Below are 25,685 nucleotides of genomic sequence, written 5' to 3'. Positions count from 1 at the left end.
CCTATGGCTGGCGCGATGCCTCGATCCGCACCGCTTCCTGACGCGCCTCCGACGCTGCGACGATCGCCTGCTGCCGCTTCATCTGACGTGACAGCACGACCGACAGCACAACGCCGCCGACCAGCGCGACCCCGATGAGCAGATACAGGCCGAGATCCGGGTCGATGATGCGCGCGGCGTACATGAGCACGATGAGGATCGCGAGCACTGCGCCCTCCGTCAGCGCGAACCGCAGAAAGAACCGCATGCGCTCCCGCGTGAGCGCGTGCATCTCCTGCCTGCCGGTCGCGTCGAGGGGCGGTGCGCCGTGCACGTCGTGTTGCGTCATGACCATGAGGCTATCAAGCGTCGGAGGCCCGCATGCCGCCCCGCTCCGCCCGCGTCGCGCGCGCGGCTAGCGGCGCTGAGGGTCGCTCGCGCGCTTCCCGTCGCGGCGGGCCTGCTGGGCGAGCATCTCGTTGTACGCCTCGAGCTCGGCGCCGCCGGAGCGGTCGTCCGCGCGATCCTTGCGCTTCTGCTCCTTCTCATCGCTCCGCGACCACTGCACGGCCACGATCAAGGCCAGCGCGAGGGTCGGCAGTTCGCCGATGCCCCAGGCGATGCCGCCGCCCGTCGACTGATCCTCGAGGGGAGGAGCGCCCCACGTGCGCCCCATGGCCCCGTACCAGTCGGAGAGCAGCAGTCCGTCGCCCGTCATGATCGTGACGCCGAAGAAGGCGTGCGACGCCATCGTGGCGAACAGGGTGACGATGCGCAGGGGATACGGGAAGCGGTAGGGCACCGGGTCGACGCCGATCATCGACAGGTTGAAGAGGTAGCCGGAGATCAGGAAGTGGATGATCATCCACTGGTGCCCCAGGTGCTCCTCGGCGGCCCAGCGGGCGATCGGCGTGAAGTAGAACACCCACAGCGAACCGGAGAACATGACGGCGGCGAAGGCGGGGTGCGTCACGATCTTCGAGAAGGGCGTCTGCACGGCCCACAGAATCCATTCGCGACCGCCCCACGAGCCGTCGGATCGCTTGTGCGTCGCCCGAAGCGCGAGTGTGACGGGAGCGCCGAGAACGAGGCAGAGCGGGATCAGCATCGCGAACATCATGTGCCCGAGCATGTGCACGCTGAAGAGGTACTGCTCGTACGCGTTGAGCGCACCGTTCGTCGTGTAGGCGAGCAGCAGAATGCCGAGAATCCAGGCGGTCGTGCGCCCAGCCGACCACCGGTCGCCCCGGCGGGCGAGGCGCACCACCGCGGCGAGATACATGCCGACCGCGAAGACGCAGACGAGGACCCAGAGCAGATCGAACTTCCACTCGGTGAGATAGCTCAGCGGCGTGAGCTCTGGCGGCAGGGGGTCGCCCGTGAGCCACTCGGCCGGACTGATCCCGCCCGGCTGGTCGCGCACCGGTTCGAGGGCCACCGGTGTCGCGGTGCGGCCGAGGGCGCCCGCGATGCCGCTCGCGACGCCCATGACGGCGAGCTCGCACACCACGAACCAGGCGAACGGGCGCATGCCTCGTGCGGAGTCAGCGATGCGCGGGATCAGGCGTACGCGCTGTATCGCGCCGAACGCCCCGAGCACCACGAGCGATCCCGTCTTGAGCAGCACGAGCTGCCCGTACCCGGTGCCGAGCAGAGCATCCCAGGTGCCGACGCGCAACCACGCGCTCACGACTCCCGACGCCGCGACTCCGATGAAGGCGAGCAGCGCGATCGAGGAGTAGCGGGCGGTGACCGCGGCGAGTCGCCTGTGGTCGACCGCGCGCGCGATGAAGATGAGCGTGAGCAGACCGCCGAGCCACACTGCGGCGCCGACGATGTGCACGAGGAGCGCGTTCACCGCCGCACCGTGACCCGATGCCCCGGCCGCGTGCCCCTGCTGAGCGAGTGGAAGCGCGGTCGCCAGAGCCGCCACCAGCACGATCAGCATCAGCTTGCGGCCGCGAATCGCGAACGCGAGCACCGTCGTCACCGCCGCGAGCAGCAACTCGAGCAGCCAGAGTTGACCGAGTTCGATCTCCGTCAGGAACTGCGCGAGGCCGGCACCGAACGAGGCGTCACCGGAGAGCGGCTGGCTCGACACGTCGAGGTAAGTGAACAGCGTGGCCGCGGCACTCGCGACGGTGAGCACCGCTGCGGAACCGGCAGCGAGATCCATCGCGAGACGCGTCTCCGGGCGATCGCTCGCGAACACCCACACCGACATCACGATGGAGCCGATGAGAGCAGCCATCGCGATGTTCACGATCGTCCGGGTGAGCGGCAGGCCGACGCGCACGATCGCACCCGGGTCGGCGAGCGAGCGCTCGGCGGCCGCACCGCCGATGCTCAGACCGAGCCACAGCGCCAGGAGGGTCGCCGCGAGCAGCGCAGCGGGGGCGAGAACGCGGACGAAACGGGGCACCCGACTAGCCTACGCGTAGTGCGGTGGGAGCGTGATCGATGCCCCGTCGCCTGCGGTCCGGCTCACCACGCCGCCCGACGGGCCCCGAAACGACGAAGCTCCCGAGCCGCAACGCGGCCCGGGAGCTTTGAGGAAGACGATGTTACTTGACAGCAGCCTTGAGCTTGCTGCCGACCGACACCTTGACGCGCTTGCCAGCGGGGATGTCGATGGACTCGCCGGTGCGGGGGTTCCGGCCGGTGCGAGCAGCGGTGGTCGCGGTCTCGAAGGAGATCCAGCCCGGGATCGAGACCTTGTCGCCCGAAGCGACGGTCTCGGAAACAGCGGAGAACAGTCCGTCGATCACGCTGGAGACGGCGGCCTGGCTCTGGCCGGTCTCGGCAGCGATCTTCGCGACAAGCTCGGTCTTGTTGAGTGCCATGTTGTGTCCTTCCAAGGCGATGCGCCGCAACCGGGCACGCCCCTAGATCTTGGTTCAGGGTTCCCTCCGGATGGAGAGTCCGATCGATTGATCGGTTCGAATCTACCCCAATTCGGCGGAATGATGCGGAACTTCGGTCGGGGATTCCCCAGAGTGACGCACTGCGACCTGGTATTGCGGCTGATCGGAGACCGTTTCGGGTGCGGGGCGCCGGCAACGCAAAATGGCGTGGACCCCGAAGGATCCACGCCATTCTCAGCTCAAGCGCCAGCTACGAGTCGTTACCAGCTCGACTTGGTGATGCCGGGCAGCTCGCCGCGGTGCGCCATGTCGCGGAAACGCACACGCGAGACGCCGTACTTCGTCAGCACGCCACGGGGGCGGCCGTCGATGACGTCGCGGCTGCGCACGCGCACCGGTGATGCGTTGCGGGGCAGCTTCTGCAGGCCGACGCGTGCGGCCTCGCGGCTCTCGTCGGTGCCGTTCGGGTCCACGAGGGCCTTCTTCAGCTCGAGGCGCTTCGCCGCGTAACGCGCAACGATGACCTGGCGCTGCTTGTTCTTCGCAATCATGCTCTTCTTCGCCATGATTAACGCTCCTCTCGGAAGTCGACGTGCTTGCGGATGACCGGATCGTACTTCTTCAGCACGAGACGGTCGGGGGTGTTGCGACGGTTCTTCTTCGTCACGTAGGTGAACCCGGTGCCGGCCGTCGAACGGAGCTTGATGATCGGACGTACGTCCTTATCCTTAGCCATTAGAGCTTCACCCCGCGCTTCTGCAGATCAGCGATTACCGATTCGATACCGCGAGCGTCGATCATCTTGATGCCCTTGACCGAGAGGGTCAGGGTCACCTTGCGGCCGAGCGAGGGCACGAAGTAGGTCTTCTTCTGGATGTTCGGATCGAACCGACGCTTGGTGCGACGGTGCGAGTGCGAGATGTTGTGTCCGAAGCCGGGAACGGCGCCGGTCACCTGGCACACTGCTGCCATGATGTTTCCTCTCATACCGTGAGACCGGACGGCCTCACCCAAGATTTCTTGTCTGCACGAACCCGCGGCGAGATCGAGAATCGATTCGCTGCGATCAGTTCGCGCGGTCTGCGCACTGGGACGGCGCACAGCCAAAGACCGAGCCTACGTCAGGATCGCACGGCGCGCAAGCCGGGCGTGTCGTCCGCAGTGCCGGAAACACGTCGTCTGCGCGCCGGGCCGCCCGCCGTCAGCCACGCGATCGCCGCGGCGAGCGCCACGATCGCACCTGCGGTCCCGCCGGTGAGATAGCCCTGCGTCAGCACCCATCCGACCGACCCGACGAGCAGGCCGGTCGCCGTGAGCGCCGCCCAGGCCGGCATGTCGCGCTCTCGCTCCCGCGGCCAGCGACGCTCGAGCGACGACACGGCGGGGCACAGCACCGCGAGCACTCCGGCGATCGCCAGTATCCAGGGGATCCGCGTCACCCACCACACGGGCGTGAGCGGCTCTGGGAACGGGAGGCCGAGCGCCATCTGCGCACCGACGACGATCGCCATGGCGACGACGTGCCACAGGTAGATCGTCATGCCGAAGGCGCCGAGCATCCCCGCGACGATCAGCACCCGAGGCCGTCGCACGACACGGCGGATCGCGGGCTGCAGCAGTGTGAAGAGGTAGACCTGCGCGAGGCCGAGCAGGAGAAGCAGCACGGTGGGCGGGTTCAGGTTGTCGAGCATGTCGGGCGAGTACCCGAGCCCCCACACCGCAACGGCCATCAGGGCGTACGCCGCGACGGCGAGAGCCACCAGCAGCCAGCGCGGCCGCTTCGCGTACCAGCCGTCCCGCACGCCGAATCCCAGCTGCTGCACGAAGAGCCACACGAGCACCCAGTTCAGCGGCGCGATCGGAAGGTCGGCGAAGCGACTGAGCAGGTCGACCGAGACGGCCGCACCGGCGAGACCGAAGTAGGTGGGCCATGCGGCGAGACGGTGCAGGCGCGCCATCACGGGCACGAACGCGGTGCAGATCGCGTAGACGGCGATGAACCAGAGCGGCTCTGCGAGACGGAAGGCGAAGCTGCGGAGAAAATCGGGATCGGCGCCGCACAGCCGCATCGCGCCGAGGGTCACGAGCACTGCGAGCATGGCCGACAGCACGGGGCGCGCCAGCCGCAACGCCCTGATGCGAAGGTAGTCGCCCGGGGTGCCGCCCCGGCCGCGCAGACGTCGCCACGTCGTGATCCCCGCGAAGCCGCCCGCGATGAAGAACGTCGGCATGATCATGCCGACCCAGGTGATCCAGACGAGCGGCTGCCACTCTGCGAGTGCGTTCTGCGCGCGGAGCGGATCCCCCGAGATTCCCATCTGCAGCGCGTGCAGCAGGACGACGATCGGCAGGCACAGGGCGCGCACCGCGTCGATCGAGAGGTCGCGATCCGGAGGGATCCTGGGCAGCTGCTTCACCACCCGCCCAGCTTAGGCCGCCGCGGTCCCGCATCGGCGATGGGCGTAGGCTGGGCCCGTGAGCGAGCCGCACGAAGCCACTGAACGCGCCCCGATCCGGTACGTCGCCATCGGCGATAGTTTCACCGAGGGGGTCGGCGATGAGCGACCCGACGGCTCCGTTCGCGGGTGGGCCGACCTCGTGGCGCAGGGGCTCGCGGATGCAACGGGCGCCGCCGTCGATTACGCGAACCTCGCCATTCGGGGGCGACTGCTCGCTCCCATCATCGCCGAGCAGCTCGAGCCGGCACTCGCCCTGCAGCCGACGGTCGTGACGTTCAACGGCGGCGGCAATGACATGCTGCGCCCGCGCACGAATATCGCGTGGGTCGCCGCGCAGACGGAGCACGCGCTGATGCGCATCCGCGATTCGGGCGCCGAGCCGATTCTGCTCGCCGGCGCCAATCCGACGGCGGGGCTACCCGGCGGTGCCCGTGTGCGAGTGAAAGGCGACGAACTCGTGCGAGCCGCGCGCGCCATCGCCGAGCGCCTCGACGTGCGCTTCGCAGACAACTGGAACGATCCGGAACTCGCCGGCGGGCAGTACTGGTCGCCGGATCGCCTGCACCTCGCGCCGGTCGGGCATCGCCGCGTCGCCGCCAACGTGCTGCGGGCGATGGGCTACGCCGCGCCGGCCGATTGGGAGCTGAACGCCGCGGCGATCCCGCGCCCGACTCGGAGGGATCAGCTGCGCTACACCCGTGAGCACGTCGTCCCCTGGGTGCAGCGCCGCCTCACCGGGCGCTCCAGCGGAGACGGACGCACCGCGAAGTACGCCGAGTGGACGCGTGTGGAGCCGCGCGCACTCGGCGCCGACCCCGAGGCATGACCCAGCCCCGCGACTCGAGCGCCGGCCGCACGGGGCCGCTCGCAGCGGCATTGGCGCTCGCCGGGCTGCTGCTCGTCGCCGGCAACCTCCGAGCGAGTCTGACCTCGGTCGGCCCGATCCTCGATCGCCTGCAGACGGAACTCGAACTGAGCTCGCTCGCCGCGTCGATGCTCATCAGCCTGCCGCTGCTCGCGTTCGCCGGCGTTTCACCGTTCGTGCCCAGGATCGCGCTCCGCTTCGGGCTCGAACGCCTGCTCGGCGGGAGTCTCGCGCTGCTCGCCGCCGGAATCGCGCTCCGGTCCGTCGGAGGGGTGTGGCTCTGGGCGGGGACCATCGTGCTCGGCGTCGCGATCGCCGCGCTCAACGTCTCCCTGCCCTCGTTGGTGAAGCGGGACTACCCGAAGCGCATCGGGCAGGTGACGGGTGCGTACTCCGTGGTGCAATCGGTCTTCGCGGCGATCGCAGCCGGCGTCTCCGTGCCGCTCGCCGACGCCTCAGAGCTGGGGTGGCGGGCGTCGCTCGGCATCTGGGCGGGGTTCGCACTCCTCGGGCTTGCCGCGCTCCTTCCACGGATTCTGCGCTCGCGATCACCGCGCAACGAGCCGCCGAGTGAGACCATCGCATTGCCCGGCGGCGGCACCTCGCGCGACCGATTCTCCCCGTGGAGATCGGCACTCGCCTGGCAGCTCACCGCGTTCATGGGCGTGCAATCCGTCGCCTACTACATTCTGATTCTGTGGCTGCCCTCGATCGAGATCGCCGCCGGCATATCCCCCGCGGCGGCCGGCTTCCACCTGCTCATCATGAACGCCGTCGCCATCGTCGGCAGCACGGTGTGCTCGGCCCTCATCCCCCGGTTCCGCGATCAGCGCGGCCTCGGCGCCGTCTCCGGCGTCTTCTTCGTGGTGGCGGCGGTCGGGTTGGCGTTCGCGCCCGAATGGGGAGCGCTGTGGGCCGGCTGCGGTGGGCTCTCGGGCGGAATCTCCATCGTGCTCGCCCTCTCCTTCTTCGGCCTGCGCACGCATCATCACCGTCACGCCGCTGCCGTATCGGGCATGGCCCAAGCGGTGGGGTACCTCTGCGCGGCCGCCGGGCCTCCCGCCATCGGGCTGCTGCACGACGCGACCGGCTCATGGGCGCCGGCGCTCTGGACGCTGGGCGGCATCGGCGTGCTGGTCATGGGCCTCGGCGTGCTCGCGGGCCGCGACCGTTACGTGCGGTGACCGGGGCGGACCCGGCGCACGGAGCCACGCGGGGAGCCACCCGGGGAGCGCGAATGCCTCGGAGAATCGGCGTGGGAGCCGCTTCCGGCTTCCCGGAATCATCCCGCGGGATGATCCGAAATGGTACCGGAGCACGATGCCGTCGAACGGTTCACCGGCCAAGCTGAAAGGGTTGATCTCGCCGCTCGGCCCGCGCCCGGCTGCGTTCCCCGTCACGCCGCTCCACGATGCACGGTCGCCGACGAATCCTCGGATCCGTCGGCCCCGATCCATCACGCAGTGCGAGACCCCAGCCGAAAGCGTTCATGTCGTTCCTCACGCGCACCAGTCTCAAGAACCGACTCATCGTCGGGCTCACCACCCTCGCGATCGCCGTGATCGGCGTCGTCTCGATGGGATCGCTCAAGCAGGAGCTGATGCCCTCGATGCAGGTGCCGATGGCGTATGTCATGGCGCAGTCGCAGGGGCTCGCGCCCGAGGAGATGGCGCGCACGGTCACCGAGCCGGTGGAGCAAGCGCTGCTCGCCGTGCCCGGTGTCACGAGCGTGACGTCGACGACAGCCAGCGGTGACGCGCAGATCCTCGCGGAATGGACGTTCGGCACCGACGACGACGAGACGTTGCGCGCCATTCGGAGTGCGGCCGAGGCGCTGCGGCCGACATTCCCCTCGGGCAGCGAGCTCCAGGTCATGTCGGGCGGCGCCGACGACATGCCTGCGATGATGCTCAGTGCTGGAACGTCGGGCGACCAGGAGGCCTTCGGCGACGCGCTCGCCCAGACCGTGGTCCCGGCGTTGCAGAACGTCCCCGGCGTGCGCACGGTCGAGCTCGCCGGGCAGGAGGAGCATCGGATCTCGATCGACCTCCGCCCCGCAGACGTCACCCGCCTCGCAGTCGATCCGTCGACGCTGCAGCCCATCCTCCAGGCGAACGGCGCGGCGCTTCCCGCCGGTCAAGCCGAATCCGCCGAGGGGCCGATCTCCGTCACCGTCGGGGCCGCGCTCACGTCGATCGAAGACATCTCGAATCTGCCCGTGCCCACCGCGGAGGGCGCGGTGCGCATCTCCGACTTCGCCGACGTCGAAATGGAAGCGGTTCCCGCGCAGAACATCTCTCGCGTGAACGGCAACCCCTCGCTGACGCTGCAGATCACGCCGTCGCAGGGCGCGAACGTCGTGGACATCTCGCACGCGGTGAACGCCGAGCTCGATCGCCTCGCCCCCACCCTCGACGCCGAGTTCATCACCATCTTCGATCAGGCACCGTACATCGAGCAGTCGATCCACGATCTCTCGGTGGAGGGCGGGCTCGGACTCCTGTTCGCCGTGCTGGTGATTCTCGCGTTCCTCTGGTCGTGGAGGTCGACCATCATCGCCGCGGTGTCCATTCCGCTCTCCCTGCTCATCACCCTCATCGGCCTCTGGTCGAGCGGCAACACGCTCAACATCCTGACCCTCGGCGCGCTCACGATCGCGATCGGCCGTGTCGTCGACGACTCCATCGTGGTCATCGAGAACATCAGCCGCCGGAGGGGCGACGGGCCGCTCACGATCGAGGGCGTCGTCGCCTCGGTGCGGCAGGTGGCCGGCGCCATCACCGCATCGACGCTCACCACCGTCGCGGTGTTCCTGCCGATCGCATTCGTGTCGGGCATCGCGGGCCAGCTCTTCCGGCCGTTCGCCATCACGGTATCGATCGCGCTCCTCGCCTCGCTCGTCGTCGCACTCACCATCGTGCCCGTGCTGGCCTTCTGGTTCCTGAAGAACGCTCCCGCCCATCGGGGCGAGCCCAGCGCCGAGACCGACGCGTCGGACGACGCCGAGCAGGATCCCGCCGCGGTCTCCGAACTCGACGAGATCCACACCGCACCCGACCGACTGCAGCGCACCTTCATGCCCGCGCTCAACGCCACCCGGTGCCACCCGGCCATCACGCTCGTCGTGTCGGGCCTGCTGCTCGTCGCCACACTCGGCATGACCGCGTTCATTCAGACGGACTTCCTCGGCTCCTCCGGCCAGGAGAGCCTGCAGCTCACGCAGGCGCCGCCCCAGGAGACCGGCGATGACCTCGTCGCCGCAGCTGAGCCCGTGGAGGCCGCACTCAGTGAGATCCCTGGCATCGCGGATGTGATGACGTCGATCCCCATGCCCACCCCGGGCACCCCGAGCACCATCAGTTACGATTTGCAGCTCGCCGATGACGCAGAGGTCGCCACAGTCGAATCGGCCGTGCAAGACGCGATCGATGCGCTGCCGGACTCGGGCGAGATCTCGCTCGCCTCGCAAGACGCGTTCGTCGCGGGGGCGGGCGACGGCATCGCGCTGCAGATCTCGGGCAACGACTCCGAGGCGCTCCGCGAGGCCAGCGACCTGCTCGAGCAGCAGCTCGCCGACGCCGACGGGGTCCGCTCCGTGACGAGTGAACTCTCGGGGGAACAACCCGTGCTGCGCGTGCGGGTCGACGAGCTCGAAGCGACGCGTCTCGGGTTCGACCGGACGACCATCGCGACAGCGGTGCAAGAGGCCCTCACGGGATCGACCGTGGGCTCGCTCATGCTCGACGGCCAAGAGCGCGACATCATCGTGCGCACCCCCGGCACTGCGCGCGCCGCCGACCAGCTCGGCGAGGTGCTGCTGCCCGTCACAGCTCAACAGACGGCGGAGGCGCAGAAGGCCGCGAACCAGGTGCTCGAGGACAGAGCCAAAGCCGAAGCGGAGACCGCGCGCATCGAGGCGGCGAACGAACTCGACTCCCAGATCGCCGAAGCGGCGAATCAGCGGGCCGAGCTGGTGTCCCAGATCGGAGCGCTGAACGAGCAGCTCGCACAGCTCTCGAGCGCGCCGATCGTCCCGGAGGAGCCGCGCACCCCCGACGAGGATGCGATGCTGCGGGCGCAGCAGGAACGCGCTGAGCAACTCGCCTCGCTGCAGGGCGCGCTCGAAGGCGCCCAGTCGGGCATCACCGGCATGGATGAGCAGATCGCCTCGCTCCGCCAGGCGCAGAACGATGCGGCGACGCAGCAGGCCGAAGCCGAGGCGGCGGAGGCCGAACAGCGCGCAGCCGCCGAGGTCACCGGCGCCGCGATCCCCCTCTCCGCGATCGCGACCGTCGAGGAGGAACTCACCGCGCCGACGATCACGCGCGCCGATGGCGAGCGTCAGGTCTCGCTGACCGTGACTCCGAAGGAGGGCGAGCTCGAGACCGCGAGCCTCTCGATCGACACCGCGATCGCCGAGACCGAGCTGCCGGCCGGCGTGCAGTTCGAACAGGGCGGCGCGGCGGCCCAGCAAGACGAGGCGTTCGGCCAACTCGGCCTCGCGATGCTCGCCGCGATCATGCTCGTACTGCTCGTGATGGTCGCCACCTTCCGCAGTTTCCGCGGGCCCCTGGTGCTGCTCATCTCGATCCCGTTCGCCGCGACCGGCGCTATCATCGGGTTGCTCGTCACCAACACAGCCCTCGGGCTTCCCGCCCTCATCGGCCTGCTGATGCTCATCGGCATCGTGGTGACGAATGCCATCGTGCTCATGGACCTCGTGAACCGCCTCCGCGAGGCCGGCGCCACCCTCGACGAGGCGGTGGAGCACGGCACCCGACTGCGTCTGCGCCCGATCCTCATGACCGCGGCAGCCACGGTGTTCGCCCTGATCCCGATGTCGCTGGGCCTGACCGGGGGCGGTGTGTTCATCTCGAAGCCCCTCGCGATCGTCGTGATCGGCGGCCTCGTGTCATCGACGCTGCTCACGCTCATCCTGGTGCCCATCCTCTACACGCTCGTCGAGCGCCGCCGTGACCGCAAGATCGCGAAGCGCGAGGCGCGTCGCGCGAGAAAGCTGGAGCGCCTGGCCGAGGGCGCGGGCGCTCCCGGCGAGGCCCGCGAGGCCCAGCGAGCATTCGCTGCCGAACAGCGCTCGACGAAGGGCTCCGCCCGCGAGGCGAAACGCGAAGCCAAGCGCGAGGCGAAGGCGGCCCGCCGGGATGCTCGCGCGGCGCGCAGGGAGAGCGGCAGTCGGGAAGACGAGAGCGGCGAGGCAGGTGAGGCCGGGCAGTAGCGCTGCACCTTGGTGCGCCCCGCCCCGCCGCGGGTGCTCGACTGCGCGGCGCGAAGGCTCAGCCTCGGCGCAATGGCGCGAAGGGGCGACGGCGCGAGACGAATGAGCGGTGCCTCACGCCGCGGCCTTCAACCCGGACCCGGTGAGCAGCACGACCGTCGTCTCGGAGGGCAGGACCGCGCCGCGCGCGACGAGCTCGCTCACCGCTGCGGCAGCCGTCGCGCTCGTCGGCTCGGCGTAGAGTCCGTGCGAGGCGAGCTCCGCGTGCGCTGAGCGGATGTCCGCTTCCGGAATCGCCACCGTGCCGCCGCCGCTCTCGCGCAGTGCGTCGAGCATCGCGCCGAGCCGCAGTGGGTGGGAGATCGCCGTGCCTTCGGCGATGGTCGCGCGCACCGGGCGGTTCGGCACCGGTTCTCCTGGTTTCACGTGGAACGCCGCATCCACCGGCGAGCAGTTGAGCGGCTGCGCGGCGTAGAGCCTCGGCACGCGCTCGATCTGGCCGGCGCGCAGCAGTTCGCGGAAGCCGAACGCGCACCCGAGCAGGCTGCTCCCCGCACCCACCGGCAGCACGACGGCGTCGGGAGCGCGGAACCCGAGGTCCTCCCAGATCTCGTAGGCGAGGGTCTTCGTACCCTCCAAGAAGAACGGCTGCCAGTTGTGGCTGGCGTACCAGCCCGCACCGTGCGCAGCCGCAGCGATCGCCGCCTCCTGCGAGGCGACGCGCGGTCCCTCCACCAGCTCGATGCGCGCCCCGTACGCGCGCGCCTGCACGAGCTTGCCGGGCGAGGTGGTCGCCGGCGCGAAGACCGTGACGTCGAGCCCGCCCGCGGCCCCGTAGGCGGAGATCGCGGCTCCGCCGTTGCCCGAGCTGTCCTCGATCACCGCGCGCGCCCCCTGCTGCCGCAGCACCGAGAGCATCACGCTGGCGCCCCGATCCTTGAAGCTGCCGGTCGGGGAGCACCACTCCAGTTTCCACAGCGGCCGAGCGCTCCCCCAGACGCCGGGCACCAGCGGAGTCCGCCCCTCGCCGAGCACGAGTGGTTCGTCGACGTCGAGGGCGAAGGCGGCCCGGTACCGCCAGAGCCCGGGAGCGCCGTGCTCGATATCCGCGCGGGTGATCCCCCGGCCCGGCGCGAGCAGCAGCGGTCCTCCCGAGTCCGAACGCCAGCGACCCGGCTCGAGCGCGTATCGTGCACCCGTCGCCGGGTCGAGGTAGGGAAGGTCGTCGCTCACGTGCGCCTCAGCGAGAGATCAACGGGTCCGGCGGCGGCCACCGGCATCGTCGTCGCCGTCCGTCGCGCCGAGCCCTGCACCGAGCTCACCGCCGATCGAGGCCGCCACCGCTGCCGGCTTGGCCGCGGCCGTCGGCTTTCCGCTGCGCGTCGCTGCGAGCCGGCCTGCACGACGACCGAGCCACGACACCGTGAGGTTGATCGCCAGGTAGATCACGACGGCCACCACCCAGAAGGTGAAGAGGTATCGGTTGCCGTAGAACGTGGACGCCTGCTTCACCGTCGAGGCCAGCTCGGAGTAGGCCACGATGTAGCCGAGCGAGGTGTCCTTCAAGAGCACGACGAGCTGCGCGATGATGATCGGCAGCATCTGAGTGAAGGCCTGCGGGAACTCGATGAGCAAGCGCGTGCGCACCGGGGTCAGACCGATGGAGAGCCCCGCCTCGCGCTGGCCCTTGTTGAGGGCCACGATGCCCGCGCGCAGGGCCTCGCCGATGATCGCCCCGTTGTAGATGATGAGTGCGATGACCACCGCGCCGAACGCACCGGTCGACGCCACGAGCAGGATGAAGAGCATCATCAGCAGCACGGGCATCCCGCGGAAGAATTCGAGCAGCACGGTCGTCGGGATGCGGATGAATGCGTTCGTCGCCAGTCGCCCGAACGCGAAGACCATGCCGAGCAGCACCGCGCCGACCATCGCGACCGCAGCGGCGCGCAGGGTGTTCCACACGCCCCGTCCGATGAACTGCCAGACCTCGCCGTAGGCGAGCACGTCCCAGCGCGACGCGTCGAACATTCCGGGGTTCTCGTTGCCGTTGACCGAGATCTGCGGCTGAGCCAACCGCCAGACCACCCAGCCGAGCAGTGCCGCGAGCGCGATGACTCCGACGACGGAGATGATGCGGGATCGCCGACGCGCTTTCGGGCCGGGGGCGTCGTAGAGAACGGTCGCACTCATCGCAGCACCCGCACCTTCTTCTCGATCTGCCCGGCGAGCAGGCCGAGCGGAATGGTGATCAGGAGATAGAAGCAGGCGACACCGACGAGAATCGGGATCACCGCCTGGCCGTTGCTGTTGGTGAGCTGCCGTGCGGTGGCGAACAGCTCGACCACGAAGAACCCACCGGCGACCGACGTATTCTTCGTCAGCGCGATGAAGACGTTGATCAGGGGCGGGACGACCATGCGCAGCGCCTGGGGCAGCACGATCAACGAGAGCGTCTGCCCGAAGCCGAGCCCGATGGAACGGGCGGCCTCGGCCTGACCGACGGGCACGCCGTTGATGCCGCTGCGGAGCGCCTCGGCCACGAATGGCGAGGTGTAGACGGCGAGCCCGATGGAGGCGAGCAGCGCGTAGGGCGGCTTGTCCGGCACGATCAGCGGCAGCACGAAGACCATGAAGAGCAGCAGCAGGGTCAGCGGAATATTGCGGATCAGCTCGGTGTATGCCGTCGCGAAGCCGCGCAGCGACGACACCGGGCAGATGCGCAGCACGGCGACGACGAGTCCGATGAGCAGCGCGCCGACACCTCCGAAGAGCAGCAGCTGCAGCGTCATCAGGAAGCCGGCGAGAATGTCGTCGGCGTTCGCCAGTAGGACGTCCACGATCGGGATCCCTTCTTGAGGGCGGATCCCGGGGGCGGCTCGCACCGCCCCCGGGTCAGCTCAGTTCCGAACGAGTGGATGGATAGGAGAAAAGGTGTCGAGCGAGGTCAGTAGCGGTCGATCGCCGGGGGTTCCGGCGTCTCCAGCACCTTGCCGGCGGTCTTCTCCCAGGCCGCCGCCCAGTCGCCGTTGTCGAAGGACTCCTCGAGCGTGTCGTTCACGAAGGCGCGGAACTCGTCGTCGCCCTTCATGAGCCCGATGCCGTAGGGCTCCTCGGTGAACGGGTTCTCGACGACCTCGAACTCGCCCTCGTTCTGGTCGGCGAGGCCGGCGAGGATCACGTTGTCGGTCGACACTGCGACGACCTCACCCGAACGAAGCGGCTCGAGGCAGTTGGAGTAGGTGTCCGTGGCGAGGACCTCGACGCCGGCCTCCTTCAGGTTCTCCTCGGAGGTCGAACCGGTGACCGAGCAGACCTTCTCGCCCTTCACATCGTCGATGCCCGTGATGCCGTCGGGGTTGCCCGAGAGCACGAGGAGATCCTGACCCGCGGTGTAGTAGGGGCCGCCGAAGTCGATGACCTTCTTGCGGTCGTCGTTGATCGTGTACGTGGCGATGACGAGGTCGACCTCGCCGTTCTCGATGAAGGGCTCGCGGTTCGCGGAGACCGCTTCCTTCCACTCGATCTGGTCTTCCGAGATGCCGAGCTTCGCGGCGATGATCTTGCCCATCTCGACATCGAAGCCCTCGGGGGAGTTCGTGGTGGGGTTCATCAGGCCGAAGAGCGGCTGGTCGTACTTCGTGCCGATCGTGATCTTGCCGGCTTCATTCAGCTTCGCCATGGTCGTGCCGTCTTCGAAGCTGACGTCCTCCGCCGGCGCCGGCGCCGACGATTCCTCGCCGGCGTCGTTCGGCGAGCCGGAGGCGCAAGCGGTGAGGGCCAGGAGTCCTGCTGCGGCGAGGACGGCTCCGTACTGAGCAATTCGCATCATTTCTGCTTTCTCTTCGGTGAGTTGGGGCGCGGTGACGCTGTCGGCCTGCGGCCAGCGGCGTCGAATTCGTTGCGGGGGGGACGAGTCAGTGGCCCAGGATCTTCGACAGGAAGTCTTGCGATCGCGACGTCTTCGGGTCGGTGAAGAACTGCTCGGGTGTCGCCTCTTCGACGATCTGGCCATCCGCCATGAAGATGATGCGATCGGCCGCGCGCCGGGCGAAGCCCATCTCGTGCGTCACCACCAACATCGTCATCCCGTCGTTGGCCAGCCCGATCATCACGTCGAGCACTTCGTTGATCATCTCGGGATCGAGTGCCGAGGTCGGCTCGTCGAGCAGGATGAGCTTCGGGTCCATCGCGAGCGAGCGGGCGATGGCGACGCGCTGCTGCTGGCCGCCGGAGAGCTGCGAGGGCAGCTTCTGCGCCTGATTGGCGATGCCGACGCGTTCGAGCAGCGCCATCGCCTTCTCCTCCGCATCCTTGCGAGAGAGCCCGCGGACCTTCATCGGACCGAGGGTGACGTTCTGCAGGATCGACTTGTGCGCGAACAGGTTGAACTGCTGGAACACCATGCCGACGTCGGCGCGCAGCGTGGCGAGCCCGTTCCCTTCTTCGGGAAGCGGCTGGCCGTCGATCGAGATCGTGCCAGAGTCGATCGTCTCAAGGCGATTGATTGCGCGGCAGAGCGTCGATTTTCCGGAGCCCGAGGGCCCGAGCACGACGACCACCTCGCCACGGCCCACCTGCGTGTTGATGTTGTTCAGCACATGCAGATCGCCGTAGTGCTTGTTCACCGAATCGATGATGACGAGCGGCTCCCGATCGTCGCGGACCACTCTGACCGCTGTCGTGTCTCCCATGCTGCGATCGTACAAACAGAGCGGCTCGCGGTGCTAGTTCTTGTGCCACTGCCACAAAGCTGGTTAGGGTGAGGGAAAACGCCTGATGATCGGCCAGAACGCTCGAAGATGCGCACCGAAGTGCCGAGCGTTCTCGAGGAATGCCCGAATCGGTGACGCAATCGTTACCGAGCTGACACCTTCCGGGCGCCCCATGCCGCGCAGATGAGGAACATCGCGGTGAGCACGAGCCCGACCGATCCACCCGCCGCGATCGAGAACTCCCTCGAGATCCACAATCCGATCAGACCCCCCGCGATCCCCAGCACGGCCGAGATCACCGGTATCCACTCGAGCCGCTGAGTCAGCGCGCGCGCAGCCGCGGCAGGGGCGATGAGCACCGCGACGCCGAGGATCGCACCGACCGCAGGCATCGCGACGACGACCGATGCGGCGATCACTCCGGTCACGGCGAGCTCGATCGGCCAGCTGCGGAAGCCGGCCGCGGCGAAGCCGACCGGGTCGAACGTGTGGAAGAGCATGCGGCGCCCGAACACCGCGACGAGCACGAGGGCTGCGACCAGCACGCTCGCGGTCACGACGACGTCGGTGAGGCTCACCCCGAGCGGCGAGCCCACGAGCAATGCCTCGACCGGTACGCCGAGCCCGGGGTTCAGTGCGGCGAGCAGCGTGCCGAGCGCGAAGCCGAACGAGAGCACCACTCCGCTCGTGACCTGACGGCCCTGTCCGGGAATGCGGGCCAGCACCGTCATGGCGAGCACGAGCACGGCTGCGAAGAGCGCCTGGCCGATCAGCAGGTTCCACCCGGCCAGCGCGAACACCACGCCGCCCGGAAAGGTCGCGTGGCTGAGCGCCACGGCGAAGAACGAGCGCCGGCGCAGCACGATCAGCGTGCCGGCGACTCCGGAGAGCAGGCCGAGCAGCACGAGTTCGAGCGACGCGAGTGCGAAATAACTCATGCCGCGACCGACCTCCGCAGGGCCGCGGCACCTCCGCGGATCAGTGCCGCGACCACGTAGGCGGCGACGAGCAGGAGCACCACGACAGCCCCCGGAGACACCGTCGCCCCCAGCGACGTCGACCACTCGAATGAGAGCCACAGCCCCGCGATGCCCGCCCCGAGGGGAAGCAGGATCGCGACGGGGATGAGCAGCGCGAATCCGCGCGTGAGCAGTCGCGCCGCGGCCATCGGAACGGTGAGCAGTGCGATGACCATGAGCACGCCCAGCGCCTGCACTCCGGCGACGACGAGCAGCGCGACGGCGACCGAGAGTGCGAGGTCGGCGCGCAGCACCCGGAACCCCGCGGCCTCAGCCCCGGCGGCGTCGAACGAGCGGAAGAACTGCGCGCGCCAGGTGAGGCCCACGACCGCGACCGCGACGATCGCGACGATGAGGATCTGCCAGAGCTGCGTCTCGGTCACCGTGAGGAGACGCCCGAACAGCAGTTCCTTGAGTTCCGAGACGTAGCCCTCCTGCTTCGACACGAGCACCACGCCGAGGCTGAAGAGCCCGGTGAGCACCACCGCGATCGCCGCGTCGGCCCCGACGCCGCCCCGATGCTCGATGACGGTGAAGAGCACGGCTGCGAGGATCGCGGCGACCACCGCTCCCGGGAGCAGACCGGCGGAGCCGCCGATCGCGGAGCCGACGACGAGGCCGGGAAACACGGAGTGCACGAGACCGTCGCTCACGAACTCGAGTTCCCGAAAGCTGATGAAGAGCCCGACGATGCCGGCCGCGACCGCGAGGATCGCGACGGTGACCAGGGCGCGCCACATGAACGGCAGTGAGAAGATGTCGATCGGACCGAGCAGCATGAGGTGGAAGGCGGGCGACAGCACCGACGGCATCACTCGGTCTCCCGCGTCGTCGTCACGGTGTGGTGATCGAGTTCCACCGTCGTGTCCTGGAACGCGTGCTGCACCGCGTCGAGGGTGAGCGCCTGTTCGACGGGACCGTACGCCGCCGGATGGCCCGGCTGATTCGGGTGGTGACCGCTCGCGAGCAGCAGCGCGTGGGAGCACGCCTCCTGAGCGATCTCCAGATCGTGCGTCGACACGATGATCGTGCGCCCCTCTGCTCGCAGCTCTCTCACGAGACGCAGCAGCACGTCGCGGTTCTCCCGATCGAGCCCGTTGAAGGGTTCGTCGAGGAGGAGGAGCCGCGGGTCGGAGACGAGCGCCCGCGCGAGAATGCCCCGCTGCTGCTGACCGCCCGAGAGCTCGCCGAAACGGCGCGACGCCCAGGCGGAGAGACCCACGCGTTCGAGCGCCCGAGAGACCGCCTCGCGGCCGGTTCGGCCGATCGGGCGCAGTGCTCCGCGCGAGCGGTAGAGACCCATGGTCACGACCTGGCGGAGCGTGACCGGAAGCGTCGCATCGCGGGTGTCCGCCTGCGGCAAGGACCCGATGCGGCGCCTGGCACGATCCGGAGTCTCGCCGAGCACCCGGATCGAACCGCCGGTGAGTTCGGCCAGCCCCAGGATGCCGCGCAGCAGTGTCGATTTGCCCGAGCCGTTCGGTCCGATCAGCGCGACCGCAGCGCCCACGGGAACCGCGAGCGTCAGGCCCTCGACCCGCGACGTCCCGTGGTATCCGAAGGCTGCCCCTTCGAGCACCAACGCCGCATCGGAGGCTGCGAGCGCGCCTCTCTCGGCACCCCCGTCGGCCCCGCCTGCCTGCATCGGCTCCGGGGCTGCGCAGTGCTGCGCGTCGCCGGGATCAGATGCTGCTGCGTCGCGTGCGGCCGTCATCCCTGCAGACTATCGGGCACCGCATCCACCTGGGCGCCCCACGCGTCGAGAATGAGTTCCGTGTTGTGCACCGTCGCGCCGATGTAGGTCGCTCCATCGCTGTCGGGTGCGCCCAGCGAATCCGCGTAGAGGTTCTCGGAGTCGACGACCTCGACGCCCGCCTCGTCGGCGATCGTCTGCGCGAGCTTCGGGCTCATCGACGACTCGACGAATACCGCTCGCACGCCGTGCTCTTCGATGGAGGCGACGAGCGCGTCGATTTCGGCGGCGCTCGGCTCGGCGTTGTCTTCGAAGCTGGGCAGGATCGACCCGGCGAACTCGATCCCGTAGTCATGCAGGTAGTACCGGAGCGAATCGTGGCCGCTCACGAGCACCCGCTCGTCTGCCGGCACCCGTTCGAACTGCGCGGCGATCCACGTGTCGAGCTCTTGCAGACGCTCGGTGTACGACGCGGCGCGCTGCTCGTAGTCGCCCGCGTGATCCGCGTCCGCCGCTGCGAGTCCGTCGGCGATCTCCGTCACCATGCCGACGGCGTTCTTCGGCGACGTCCAGATGTGCGGGTTCACGTCGCCGTGATCGTGGTCGTGCTCGGCCTCATCCGCGTGATCGTGGTCGTGATCCGCTTCGTCAGCGTGCTCGGCATCGCCAGCGTGCTCGTGCTCGTGCTCGTCCGTTGCGGCGCCCTCGGCGGTGATGTGCTTCGCCTCGTCGAGGTCGATGCCATCGGCCGCCGTGATGATGGTGCCGTCGAAGCCGGAGGCATCCACCGCATCGTCGACGAAGCTCTCGAGGTCGGCCCCGTTCACGATCAGCACGTCGGCCTCCCCGAGCGCCAGCAGATCGGCGGGGCTCGGGTCGAAGTGGTGCGCCGAGGCGTTCGGGGCGAGCAGGCCGGTGAGCTCGATGTCGTCGCCCCCCACTTCGCTCGCGAAGTCGGTCAGCTGCGTCGTGGTCGCGACGACCTTGAGCCCGGCGTCGCCGCCGTCGTCGGCATTGGCGCCGCCGCTGCAGGCGGTGAGTGCCAGGAGCGATGCGAGTGCTGCGGCGGCGAGAACGGCGGGTTTCACGGAGCGGGGCTTCTGAGTCATGACACACTTTCTAATGAGAACGAGTATCACTATACACCCCACGCCGGGAACGGGTCCTCGCTGCGCCGGCACCAGGCACCTCGGAGGAACGGACGCGCTTCGACGCGCATTCCCGGCGCTGGCGCTCGTAAGCTGGGCGGATGGAAGACGCGACGGCGGAGACCGCGCTGGCATGGCGCGACGCGCTCCGCCGCGGCGACGTCTCCGCGCGCGAGGTGGCCGAACGGTATCTGCGCCGCATCGAGGCGCACCACGAACTCGGAGCATTCCTCGCGGTCATCGGCGACCAGGCTCACACGGACGCGACGGCAGCCGACGCGCGATTCGCGGCGACATCACGCTCGGAACGCTCGACGCTGCCTCGTCTCCATGGGCTGCCCATCGCCGTCAAGGACCTCGTAGAGGTCGCCGGAATGGCGACGACCCGCGGCAGCGCCGCCCTTCGCCACCGCGTGGCCACCGCCGACGCTCCGGGAGTCGCGATGCTGCGCGCGGCCGGCGCGATTCCGCTCGGGAAGACGCAGGTGTCGGAGCTCGGCCTGACCGGTTACTCCGAGAACGCCATCGCGCCACCCGCGCGCAATCCGCTCGACCCCTCGCGCACTCCGGGTGGATCCTCCGGCGGGAGCGCGGCTGCGGTCGCGGCCGATCTCATCCCCATGGGTCCGGGAACGGATGGCGGCGGTTCGATCCGCATCCCAGCGCTCGCCTGCGGTCTCGTCGGACTCAAGCCGGGTCTCGGCGCGGTGCCAGGGGATCTGGCCGCGGCCGCTCCCTCCCTGCACGACGAGTTCGGTGCGCCGCGGTTGACGGTGAGCGGCCCCTTGGCCCGGGATCCGGCCGACGCGGCGATGCTCTTCGATGCGCAGCGCGGCGCGACGGGGGAGCCAGCCTTGGCGGCCGTGCGCGCCGCCGATGAGCTCACCGGACTCCGCATCGCGTACTCTGCGGCCTCGCCGTTCGCATCGGTGTATCCGATCGCGCTCAGTGCCGAATCAGGCTGCGCGTTCGAGGCGGCCAGGGAGCGCCTCGCCGCCCGCGGTCACCGCATGGATGAGGCGACCTTCGCCTACGACCCCGAGTACCCCGAGGCGTTCACGACCTCGTGGACGGCGGGCCTCTCGCGTCTGGCGCTCGCTCCCGATGCCGCTGCACGCCTGATGCCGCTCACCAGCCTCTTCCGCGAGCGCGCCCGCGCACGAACCGTCGAGGCGCATGAGCGCGCAGGGGCACGGCTGCGCGATTTCGCCGCAGACGCGCGACAGCAGTGGGGCGCCTACGATGCCGTCCTCACTCCCGGACTCACGATGCTCCCCCCGCGCGTCGGCGCCTTCACGTCGATGCATCCGGATGACGACTACCGGCTGCAGTGCGAGTGGGCTCCCTTCACGTCGATGGTGAACGTCTCAGGGCTGCCCGCGGTCGCTGTGCCGGTGATGCGGCTGCCGAACGGGCACGCAATGGGGGTGCAACTCATCGGCAGGATCGGCTCCGAGTCGCAGTTGCTGCAACTCGCGGCGCAGCTCACGTCCCCGTGAGTGCGCCGTCGCGCCCCTCTCGGCAACTCGACCGCGACTGCCGGCAGACCGCGATTTTCAGAGATCTTGCAGCGAGCTTCATTAGCACTCTCAGGTACCGAGTGCTAATTTATATGCACATTGAGTGACCTCCACTCAAGTTTCACTGGAAGGAGAAAATCATCATGGCAATGACATTCGATCCCTTCAGCGAGCTGGATCGCTGGGCCGCAGGAGCGCTCCAGCAAGCGCGCTCCGGTCCGCGCCAGATGCCGGTCGACCTCCAGCGCGACCACGAGCGGTACGTCTTGAACGCCGATCTGCCCGGCGTCGACCCGGGCTCGATCGACGTCGATGTCGACGGCCAGCTCCTGACAATCCGCGCGCAGCGCACCGCCGACGTGGCAGAAGGCTCGAAGTGGCTCACGCGTGAGCGCCCCTCCGGCACCTATCTGCGGCAGTTCAGCGTCGGGCAGGGCGTCGACATCGCCGGCATCTCCGCCTCGTACGACAACGGCGTGCTCAGCGTCGTGATCCCCGTGAGCGAGCAGGCGAAGCCGCGCAAGATCGCCGTGCAGGGTCAGTCCGAGCACGTCGAGAGCGACACTCAGAAGTCCCTGACCCACTGATCCGGCACCGTACGCACGCCGCGTGACGCTGTGGGGCGCCGTTCGGGCGCCCCACAGCGTCACGCGCGAACCGGGACGCGCGGACTCGGGAAGCTTCCGATCCGCCGACGCAGCGATCAGGAGGCGAGGCGGCCCGGCCGAAGCGGCAGGCCCGCCGCCGTGTACGCCTCGTCGATGAGGGCCATCGTACGACGGGAGCGCTCGAGGCCGACGCGCGATCGCTCACCGCTGCGCACCGCTGACCGAATGCGGCGCAGTTGATGGGTGTACGACGACGAGGCGCCCAAATGCTCCGAACGCTCTTCGACGCCGGCTCCCGTCGTCGTGCGCACGATGAGGCGCCCGTCCTCCTGGGGTTTCACGAAGTTCGGCAGCACGACCTCGCCCAGGCTTCCGTGCACTCGGAGCCCGAAGTTCCATTCGTCGCTCGCCATGCTCGTGTGCATCGACACGGGCACGCCTCCGAGCTCCAATCCGGCGACGACCGTCGCATCGACCCTCGCGTCACCCGTGTGCCCCTCAGCCCGCGCGAAGTCGAGGGTGAGCGGCGGCGCAGTCGGCAGACGCACACCCCCGAGCTCTCCTCCGAGCTGATCTCCGAGCAGGAGCAGGGCGTGCAGCGCGTAGCACCCGAGATCCATCAGCGTGCCGCCGGCGAGATCGAAGCTCCATCGCGGGTCGCGCAGCGCGGGCGCCGGCATGTCCATATGCACGTCGACACCGCGGATCTCCCCGATCGCGCCCTCGCGCACGTGACCGATGAGGCGATGCATGGCCGGATGATCGGCGTAGTGGAATGCCTCCCACGCCCAGCCGGCCGAGCGCTCGAGTCTGGCGGCGACGCGATCGAATTCTGCGAGGTTCGCCGCGAACGGCTTCTCGACGAGCACATTGCGTCCGGCTTCGAGCGCTCGTGCCGCCCACTCGGCGTGCAGCCCGTTGGGAAGGCCGATGTAGACGAGGTCGAGCGAGTCGTCTTCGATGAGGGACGCGTAGCTCTCGGCTGCCGCCGAGAAGCCCCGTTCGGCGGCGTAGTGACGAGCGCGCTCGGGATCCCGCGCCGCGACAGCGGCACGAATGTCACCGGTCTCCGCCGTCGCCGCGATGATCGACTCCTCGGCGATGCGCGACGCGCCCAGCATGCCGATGCGCAGCGGCGCACTCATGACGCCTCCGGGATGTCGGTCGCGCCGAGCGCCTCGCGCAGGCAGGCGACGCTGCGGCGCGCACTGTCGAACGCCGCCACCGCGTCAGCTTCGTGCTCGATGACCGTATCCTGCTCCACCACGTACCATCCGGCATACCCCACGCCGCGCAGCGCGCGGACGATCTCCACGATGCGCGCGTCGCCGGCGCCGAGTGACCGATACATGCCCTGGCGCACCCCCTCGCGGTAGTCGATCTCTCCGGCTCGCACCCGCGCGGCGACGGCGAGACTCACATCCTTCAGGTGCGCGTGCACGATGCGGTCCGCGTACTGCTCCACGAAGGCGACCGGATCGCCGCCGCCGAGCGTGTAATGGCCCGTATCGAGGCACAGGCCGATGCGGGAGCCTGCGATCACGCGCTCCACCGCATTCGGGGCCTCGACCACCGTGCCGAGATGGGGGTGCAGGGTCGCCACCACCCCGACGGCGGCGGCGGCATCGTGCGCACGATCGAGGTTGGCGAGCAGCGTGACCCATTCCGGGTCGCTCAACTCGATCGCACCGTCATACCCTTCCGCTCCCGTCACCGCCGAGAGCACGAGCGTCGTGGCGCCGGAGGCGACGTACGCCTCGAGTTCGCGCTCGATCGCCGGCAGCGGATCCACCGCCGCCCGGTGCAGCACGACCGGGAAGAACCCGCCGACGGCTTCGAGGCCCGCTGCGGCGAGCGCTGCGGCGCGCTCGGCCGGAGCATCGGGCAGAAACCCTTCCGGCCCGAACTCGGTCGCCGTGATCCCGAGCGACACCATCTCGGAGAGCACGCGCTCCCGCTCCAACTGCAGCCCCCAATCCGGGACCTCGATGACGCCCCAGCTGATGGGGGCGGCTGCGATGCGTGCGCGATGTGCCATGTGCGACTCCTTCGTCGGTGCAGTGCGAGTGGATGAGGATCAGGCGCCGGCCGCGGTCGTGCCCTCGACCGGCGTGCTCGACTGCCAGGTGCGCGTCTCGGCCGATCGCTCGGCCGCCGAGACCACCTGGGCCGCCGAGAGCGCATCCTGAATATTCGAGTTGATGGCCTCGCGCCCGAGCACCGCCTGGAGGAACTTCTTGGCCTCGATCACCTTGAGGTCGTCGTATCCCATCGAGGTCCCCGCTCCCGGCTGGAAGCGGTTGAAATCACCCATCCCCGGCCGGGCCATGACGCGCGTGTACCCCTGGTTCTCCGCGCCCAGACCGCCCGAGAGGTGCAGCTCGTTCATGCGCTCGAAGTCCCAGTGCGCCGAGCCGCCCGTGCCGTAGACCTCGATGCCGTAGCTCGCGCGAGGGCCCACCGAGACCCGGGAGGCCTCGAGGGTGCCGACGGCGTGCGCCGCCGGAGCCCCGTCCGCGACTCGCACGAGCATCCCGGCGTAGTCCTCGTTCTCGACCGGTTTTATGTCGCCGTTCTCGATCAGCGCGAAGTGGGTTCCCGTGCCCATCGGAAGCTCGGGGCGCTCGGCGTACACCGTCGAGGTGACTGCGCTGACCTCGCCGATCGGGCCGAGCGTGTACTGGACGAGATCGACCAGGTGGCCCATGAGGTCGCCCAGAACGCCGTTGCCCGCCAGCCCCCGCACGAAGCGCCACGACAGGGCGCCGCGCGGGTCGGCCGAGTAATCCGCGAACATCTGCCCGCGGACATTCGTGATGCGCCCGAGCCTGCCCTCGGCCACGAGTTCGCGCAGGTACTCGATCGCGGGGGCATGGCGATAGTTGAACCCGATCGACGTGACGACGCCGGCCTCCTTGGCCGCGTCCGCGACCGCGCGGGTCTCGTGCTCGCCGCGGCCGACCGGCTTCTCGATCCAGAAGTGCTTGCCGGCCCGGGCCGCCGCGATGCCGATCTCCGAGTGCAGGAAGTTCGGGGCGCAGATCGACACGACGTCGACGTCTGGATCGTTCAGCACATCGTGGTAGTCCGCCGAAGCCCGCTCGTACCCGAGCACGCGCACCGCCTCATCCGTACGCGCCGGCGCCGGGTCCGCCGCGTGCACCAGGCGGGGTGCGAGCCCGAGATCCGGGTACGCGTACTTGAGGTTGGCGTAGGCGCGGCTGTGCAGCTGGCCCATCCACCCGACGCTGATGAGGCCCACCCCGATCTCGGTGGTGCCGTCTGCACGTGTCCGCATCTTCGCTCGTTTCGTCTTCGTGGTGCCGTGCACCGGTTCTCACTGTGGGGCCGGCCGGGGGCCGGGCCCGGGTCTGGGATCCTCGACTGTCGACCGGAGTGATCCTGACTCTGGACTTGATTCTGGACCGGTCCAAATTGTACGGACATGGTGGCTGCGGTGTCAACAGTCCCGTGGGACCGAGGGTGTCCGCCGAACCCGAGCGAATCCCGCCGCCCGAATCCCTCGTGCTCAGCACTCGAGCTCGATCTCGGTGCGGGGGGCGCCGGTGCAGCGGGGGC

24 protein-coding genes are annotated in these 25,685 nt (G+C 69.1%); 5 read left to right on the top strand and 19 right to left on the bottom strand.

The window, feature by feature from the left end:
* Position 1 precedes the first annotated feature (1 nt).
* The 7 genes from WFH23_RS09085 to WFH23_RS09055 all read right to left on the bottom strand — a co-directional run bounded on the left by WFH23_RS09085 (position 2) and on the right by WFH23_RS09055 (position 5,263).
* Positions 2-328, bottom strand: a complete 327-nt coding sequence (locus WFH23_RS09085; RefSeq protein ID WP_141653188.1) for a hypothetical protein — start codon at positions 326-328, stop codon at positions 2-4.
* A gap of 66 nt (positions 329-394) precedes the next feature.
* A complete protein-coding gene (locus WFH23_RS09080; RefSeq protein WP_336662271.1) occupies positions 395-2,401 on the bottom strand; it encodes a bifunctional copper resistance protein CopD/cytochrome c oxidase assembly protein in 2,007 nt (668 codons plus the stop codon).
* 142 nt (positions 2,402-2,543) lie between these two features.
* Positions 2,544-2,822: an HU family DNA-binding protein gene (locus tag WFH23_RS09075; protein ID WP_090145911.1), complete on the bottom strand. Its 279-nt coding sequence runs from the start codon at positions 2,820-2,822 to the stop codon at positions 2,544-2,546.
* Positions 2,823-3,103: 281 nt separating this feature from the next.
* Positions 3,104-3,409, bottom strand: a complete 306-nt coding sequence (rpsN, locus tag WFH23_RS09070) for a 30S ribosomal protein S14 (protein ID WP_090145910.1) — start codon at positions 3,407-3,409, stop codon at positions 3,104-3,106.
* Between the two features lie 2 nt (positions 3,410-3,411).
* A complete protein-coding gene (gene rpmG / locus WFH23_RS09065) occupies positions 3,412-3,579 on the bottom strand; it encodes a 50S ribosomal protein L33 (protein WP_010155688.1) in 168 nt (55 codons plus the stop codon).
* Positions 3,579-3,815, bottom strand: coding sequence for a 50S ribosomal protein L28 (gene rpmB / locus WFH23_RS09060; protein WP_090145908.1), 237 nt, complete (start codon positions 3,813-3,815; stop codon positions 3,579-3,581). Before rpmB ends, rpmG begins: the two co-directional genes overlap by 1 nt.
* 149 nt (positions 3,816-3,964) lie before the next feature.
* Positions 3,965-5,263 carry an acyltransferase family protein gene (locus WFH23_RS09055; protein WP_336662270.1) on the bottom strand — a complete coding sequence of 433 codons (1,299 nt, stop codon included), beginning with the start codon at positions 5,261-5,263 and terminating at the stop codon, positions 3,965-3,967.
* Between the two features lie 55 nt (positions 5,264-5,318).
* Here WFH23_RS09055 and WFH23_RS09050 point away from each other — a divergent pair, with 55 nt between their 5' ends.
* The 3 genes from WFH23_RS09050 to WFH23_RS09040 all read left to right on the top strand — a co-directional run bounded on the left by WFH23_RS09050 (position 5,319) and on the right by WFH23_RS09040 (position 11,403).
* The gene (locus tag WFH23_RS09050; protein ID WP_176698242.1) at positions 5,319-6,128 is read left to right on the top strand and encodes a GDSL-type esterase/lipase family protein; all 810 of its coding nucleotides are present in this window, start codon (positions 5,319-5,321) and stop codon (positions 6,126-6,128) included.
* Positions 6,125-7,351 (top strand): MFS transporter, encoded by a 1,227-nt coding sequence (locus tag WFH23_RS09045; RefSeq protein WP_234037121.1) that lies wholly within the window; start codon positions 6,125-6,127, stop codon positions 7,349-7,351. The genes WFH23_RS09050 and WFH23_RS09045 overlap by 4 nt, the downstream gene beginning before the upstream one ends.
* A 305-nt stretch (positions 7,352-7,656) precedes the next feature.
* The gene (locus tag WFH23_RS09040; protein ID WP_336662269.1) at positions 7,657-11,403 is read left to right on the top strand and encodes an efflux RND transporter permease subunit; all 3,747 of its coding nucleotides are present in this window, start codon (positions 7,657-7,659) and stop codon (positions 11,401-11,403) included.
* A gap of 114 nt (positions 11,404-11,517) precedes the next feature.
* On the opposite strand, the gene WFH23_RS09035 is transcribed toward WFH23_RS09040, so the two are convergent.
* The 9 genes from WFH23_RS09035 to WFH23_RS08995 all read right to left on the bottom strand — a co-directional run bounded on the left by WFH23_RS09035 (position 11,518) and on the right by WFH23_RS08995 (position 19,939).
* Entirely contained in the window at positions 11,518-12,636 is a 1,119-nt protein-coding gene (locus WFH23_RS09035) for a threonine synthase (protein ID WP_336662268.1), read from the bottom strand.
* Positions 12,637-12,654: 18 nt separating this feature from the next.
* The gene (locus tag WFH23_RS09030; RefSeq protein ID WP_336662267.1) at positions 12,655-13,596 is read right to left on the bottom strand and encodes an amino acid ABC transporter permease; all 942 of its coding nucleotides are present in this window, start codon (positions 13,594-13,596) and stop codon (positions 12,655-12,657) included.
* Positions 13,593-14,243 carry an ABC transporter permease subunit gene (locus WFH23_RS09025; RefSeq protein ID WP_090145895.1) on the bottom strand — a complete coding sequence of 217 codons (651 nt, stop codon included), beginning with the start codon at positions 14,241-14,243 and terminating at the stop codon, positions 13,593-13,595. Before WFH23_RS09025 ends, WFH23_RS09030 begins: the two co-directional genes overlap by 4 nt.
* Positions 14,244-14,350: 107 nt before the next feature.
* The gene (locus tag WFH23_RS09020) at positions 14,351-15,232 is read right to left on the bottom strand and encodes a glutamate ABC transporter substrate-binding protein (protein ID WP_090147289.1); all 882 of its coding nucleotides are present in this window, start codon (positions 15,230-15,232) and stop codon (positions 14,351-14,353) included.
* A gap of 88 nt (positions 15,233-15,320) precedes the next feature.
* Complete coding sequence (locus WFH23_RS09015; RefSeq protein WP_090145893.1) at positions 15,321-16,097, bottom strand: amino acid ABC transporter ATP-binding protein; 777 nt, start codon at positions 16,095-16,097, stop codon at positions 15,321-15,323.
* A 164-nt stretch (positions 16,098-16,261) separates the two neighbouring features.
* Positions 16,262-17,056, bottom strand: coding sequence for a metal ABC transporter permease (locus WFH23_RS09010; protein WP_090145891.1), 795 nt, complete (start codon positions 17,054-17,056; stop codon positions 16,262-16,264).
* Positions 17,053-17,949 (bottom strand): metal ABC transporter permease, encoded by an 897-nt coding sequence (locus WFH23_RS09005; protein WP_336662266.1) that lies wholly within the window; start codon positions 17,947-17,949, stop codon positions 17,053-17,055. Before WFH23_RS09005 ends, WFH23_RS09010 begins: the two co-directional genes overlap by 4 nt.
* Positions 17,949-18,851, bottom strand: a complete 903-nt coding sequence (locus tag WFH23_RS09000) for a metal ABC transporter ATP-binding protein (protein WP_090145889.1) — start codon at positions 18,849-18,851, stop codon at positions 17,949-17,951. Before WFH23_RS09000 ends, WFH23_RS09005 begins: the two co-directional genes overlap by 1 nt.
* Positions 18,848-19,939 carry a metal ABC transporter substrate-binding protein gene (locus tag WFH23_RS08995; protein WP_336662265.1) on the bottom strand — a complete coding sequence of 364 codons (1,092 nt, stop codon included), beginning with the start codon at positions 19,937-19,939 and terminating at the stop codon, positions 18,848-18,850. Before WFH23_RS08995 ends, WFH23_RS09000 begins: the two co-directional genes overlap by 4 nt.
* Before the next feature lie 140 nt (positions 19,940-20,079).
* Here WFH23_RS08995 and WFH23_RS08990 point away from each other — a divergent pair, with 140 nt between their 5' ends.
* Both WFH23_RS08990 and WFH23_RS08985 read left to right on the top strand, forming a co-directional pair.
* Positions 20,080-21,477 (top strand): amidase, encoded by a 1,398-nt coding sequence (locus WFH23_RS08990; RefSeq protein WP_336662264.1) that lies wholly within the window; start codon positions 20,080-20,082, stop codon positions 21,475-21,477.
* A gap of 164 nt (positions 21,478-21,641) precedes the next feature.
* The gene (locus WFH23_RS08985) at positions 21,642-22,085 is read left to right on the top strand and encodes an Hsp20/alpha crystallin family protein (RefSeq protein ID WP_090145883.1); all 444 of its coding nucleotides are present in this window, start codon (positions 21,642-21,644) and stop codon (positions 22,083-22,085) included.
* A gap of 116 nt (positions 22,086-22,201) precedes the next feature.
* Here WFH23_RS08985 and WFH23_RS08980 read toward each other — a convergent pair whose 3' ends face one another.
* Genes WFH23_RS08980 through WFH23_RS08970 form a run of 3 tightly spaced genes read right to left on the bottom strand, consistent with a single transcriptional unit; the run spans position 22,202 to position 25,404 of the window.
* Entirely contained in the window at positions 22,202-23,251 is a 1,050-nt protein-coding gene (locus WFH23_RS08980) for a Gfo/Idh/MocA family protein (RefSeq protein ID WP_336662263.1), read from the bottom strand.
* A complete protein-coding gene (locus tag WFH23_RS08975) occupies positions 23,248-24,144 on the bottom strand; it encodes a sugar phosphate isomerase/epimerase family protein (RefSeq protein WP_200330707.1) in 897 nt (298 codons plus the stop codon). The genes WFH23_RS08980 and WFH23_RS08975 overlap by 4 nt, the downstream gene beginning before the upstream one ends.
* Before the next feature lie 39 nt (positions 24,145-24,183).
* Positions 24,184-25,404, bottom strand: coding sequence for a Gfo/Idh/MocA family protein (locus WFH23_RS08970; RefSeq protein WP_336662262.1), 1,221 nt, complete (start codon positions 25,402-25,404; stop codon positions 24,184-24,186).
* Positions 25,405-25,685: the final 281 nt, after the last annotated feature.

Origin of the sequence: Leucobacter sp. USHLN154 (assembly GCF_037145595.1) — a bacterium.
Taxonomy (GTDB): domain Bacteria; phylum Actinomycetota; class Actinomycetes; order Actinomycetales; family Microbacteriaceae; genus Leucobacter; species Leucobacter alluvii.
The sequence above is the reverse complement of the archived record's forward strand: the minus strand, read 5'-3'. Positions and strand labels throughout refer to the sequence as shown.

What these genes read in the sequence shown, in the direction of transcription:
- WFH23_RS09030 (WP_336662267.1), bottom strand. Translation starts at nt 13,596, where the DNA reads ATGAGTGCGACCGTTCTCTACGACGCCCCCGGCCCGAAAGCGCGTCGG.
- WFH23_RS08985 (WP_090145883.1), top strand. Translation starts at nt 21,642, where the DNA reads ATGGCAATGACATTCGATCCCTTCAGCGAGCTGGATCGCTGGGCCGCA.
- rpmB (WP_090145908.1), bottom strand. Translation starts at nt 3,815, where the DNA reads ATGGCAGCAGTGTGCCAGGTGACCGGCGCCGTTCCCGGCTTCGGACAC.
- WFH23_RS09015 (WP_090145893.1), bottom strand. Translation starts at nt 16,097, where the DNA reads ATGGGAGACACGACAGCGGTCAGAGTGGTCCGCGACGATCGGGAGCCG.
- WFH23_RS09040 (WP_336662269.1), top strand. Translation starts at nt 7,657, where the DNA reads ATGTCGTTCCTCACGCGCACCAGTCTCAAGAACCGACTCATCGTCGGG.
- WFH23_RS08995 (WP_336662265.1), bottom strand. Translation starts at nt 19,939, where the DNA reads ATGACTCAGAAGCCCCGCTCCGTGAAACCCGCCGTTCTCGCCGCCGCA.
- WFH23_RS09085 (WP_141653188.1), bottom strand. Translation starts at nt 328, where the DNA reads ATGACGCAACACGACGTGCACGGCGCACCGCCCCTCGACGCGACCGGC.
- WFH23_RS08980 (WP_336662263.1), bottom strand. Translation starts at nt 23,251, where the DNA reads ATGAGTGCGCCGCTGCGCATCGGCATGCTGGGCGCGTCGCGCATCGCC.
- rpsN (WP_090145910.1), bottom strand. Translation starts at nt 3,409, where the DNA reads ATGGCGAAGAAGAGCATGATTGCGAAGAACAAGCAGCGCCAGGTCATC.
- WFH23_RS08970 (WP_336662262.1), bottom strand. Translation starts at nt 25,404, where the DNA reads ATGCGGACACGTGCAGACGGCACCACCGAGATCGGGGTGGGCCTCATC.
- WFH23_RS08975 (WP_200330707.1), bottom strand. Translation starts at nt 24,144, where the DNA reads ATGGCACATCGCGCACGCATCGCAGCCGCCCCCATCAGCTGGGGCGTC.
- WFH23_RS09000 (WP_090145889.1), bottom strand. Translation starts at nt 18,851, where the DNA reads ATGACGGCCGCACGCGACGCAGCAGCATCTGATCCCGGCGACGCGCAG.
- WFH23_RS09045 (WP_234037121.1), top strand. Translation starts at nt 6,125, where the DNA reads ATGACCCAGCCCCGCGACTCGAGCGCCGGCCGCACGGGGCCGCTCGCA.
- WFH23_RS09020 (WP_090147289.1), bottom strand. Translation starts at nt 15,232, where the DNA reads ATGCGAATTGCTCAGTACGGAGCCGTCCTCGCCGCAGCAGGACTCCTG.
- rpmG (WP_010155688.1), bottom strand. Translation starts at nt 3,579, where the DNA reads ATGGCTAAGGATAAGGACGTACGTCCGATCATCAAGCTCCGTTCGACG.
- WFH23_RS08990 (WP_336662264.1), top strand. Translation starts at nt 20,080, where the DNA reads ATGGAAGACGCGACGGCGGAGACCGCGCTGGCATGGCGCGACGCGCTC.
- WFH23_RS09075 (WP_090145911.1), bottom strand. Translation starts at nt 2,822, where the DNA reads ATGGCACTCAACAAGACCGAGCTTGTCGCGAAGATCGCTGCCGAGACC.
- WFH23_RS09005 (WP_336662266.1), bottom strand. Translation starts at nt 17,949, where the DNA reads ATGCCGTCGGTGCTGTCGCCCGCCTTCCACCTCATGCTGCTCGGTCCG.
- WFH23_RS09010 (WP_090145891.1), bottom strand. Translation starts at nt 17,056, where the DNA reads ATGAGTTATTTCGCACTCGCGTCGCTCGAACTCGTGCTGCTCGGCCTG.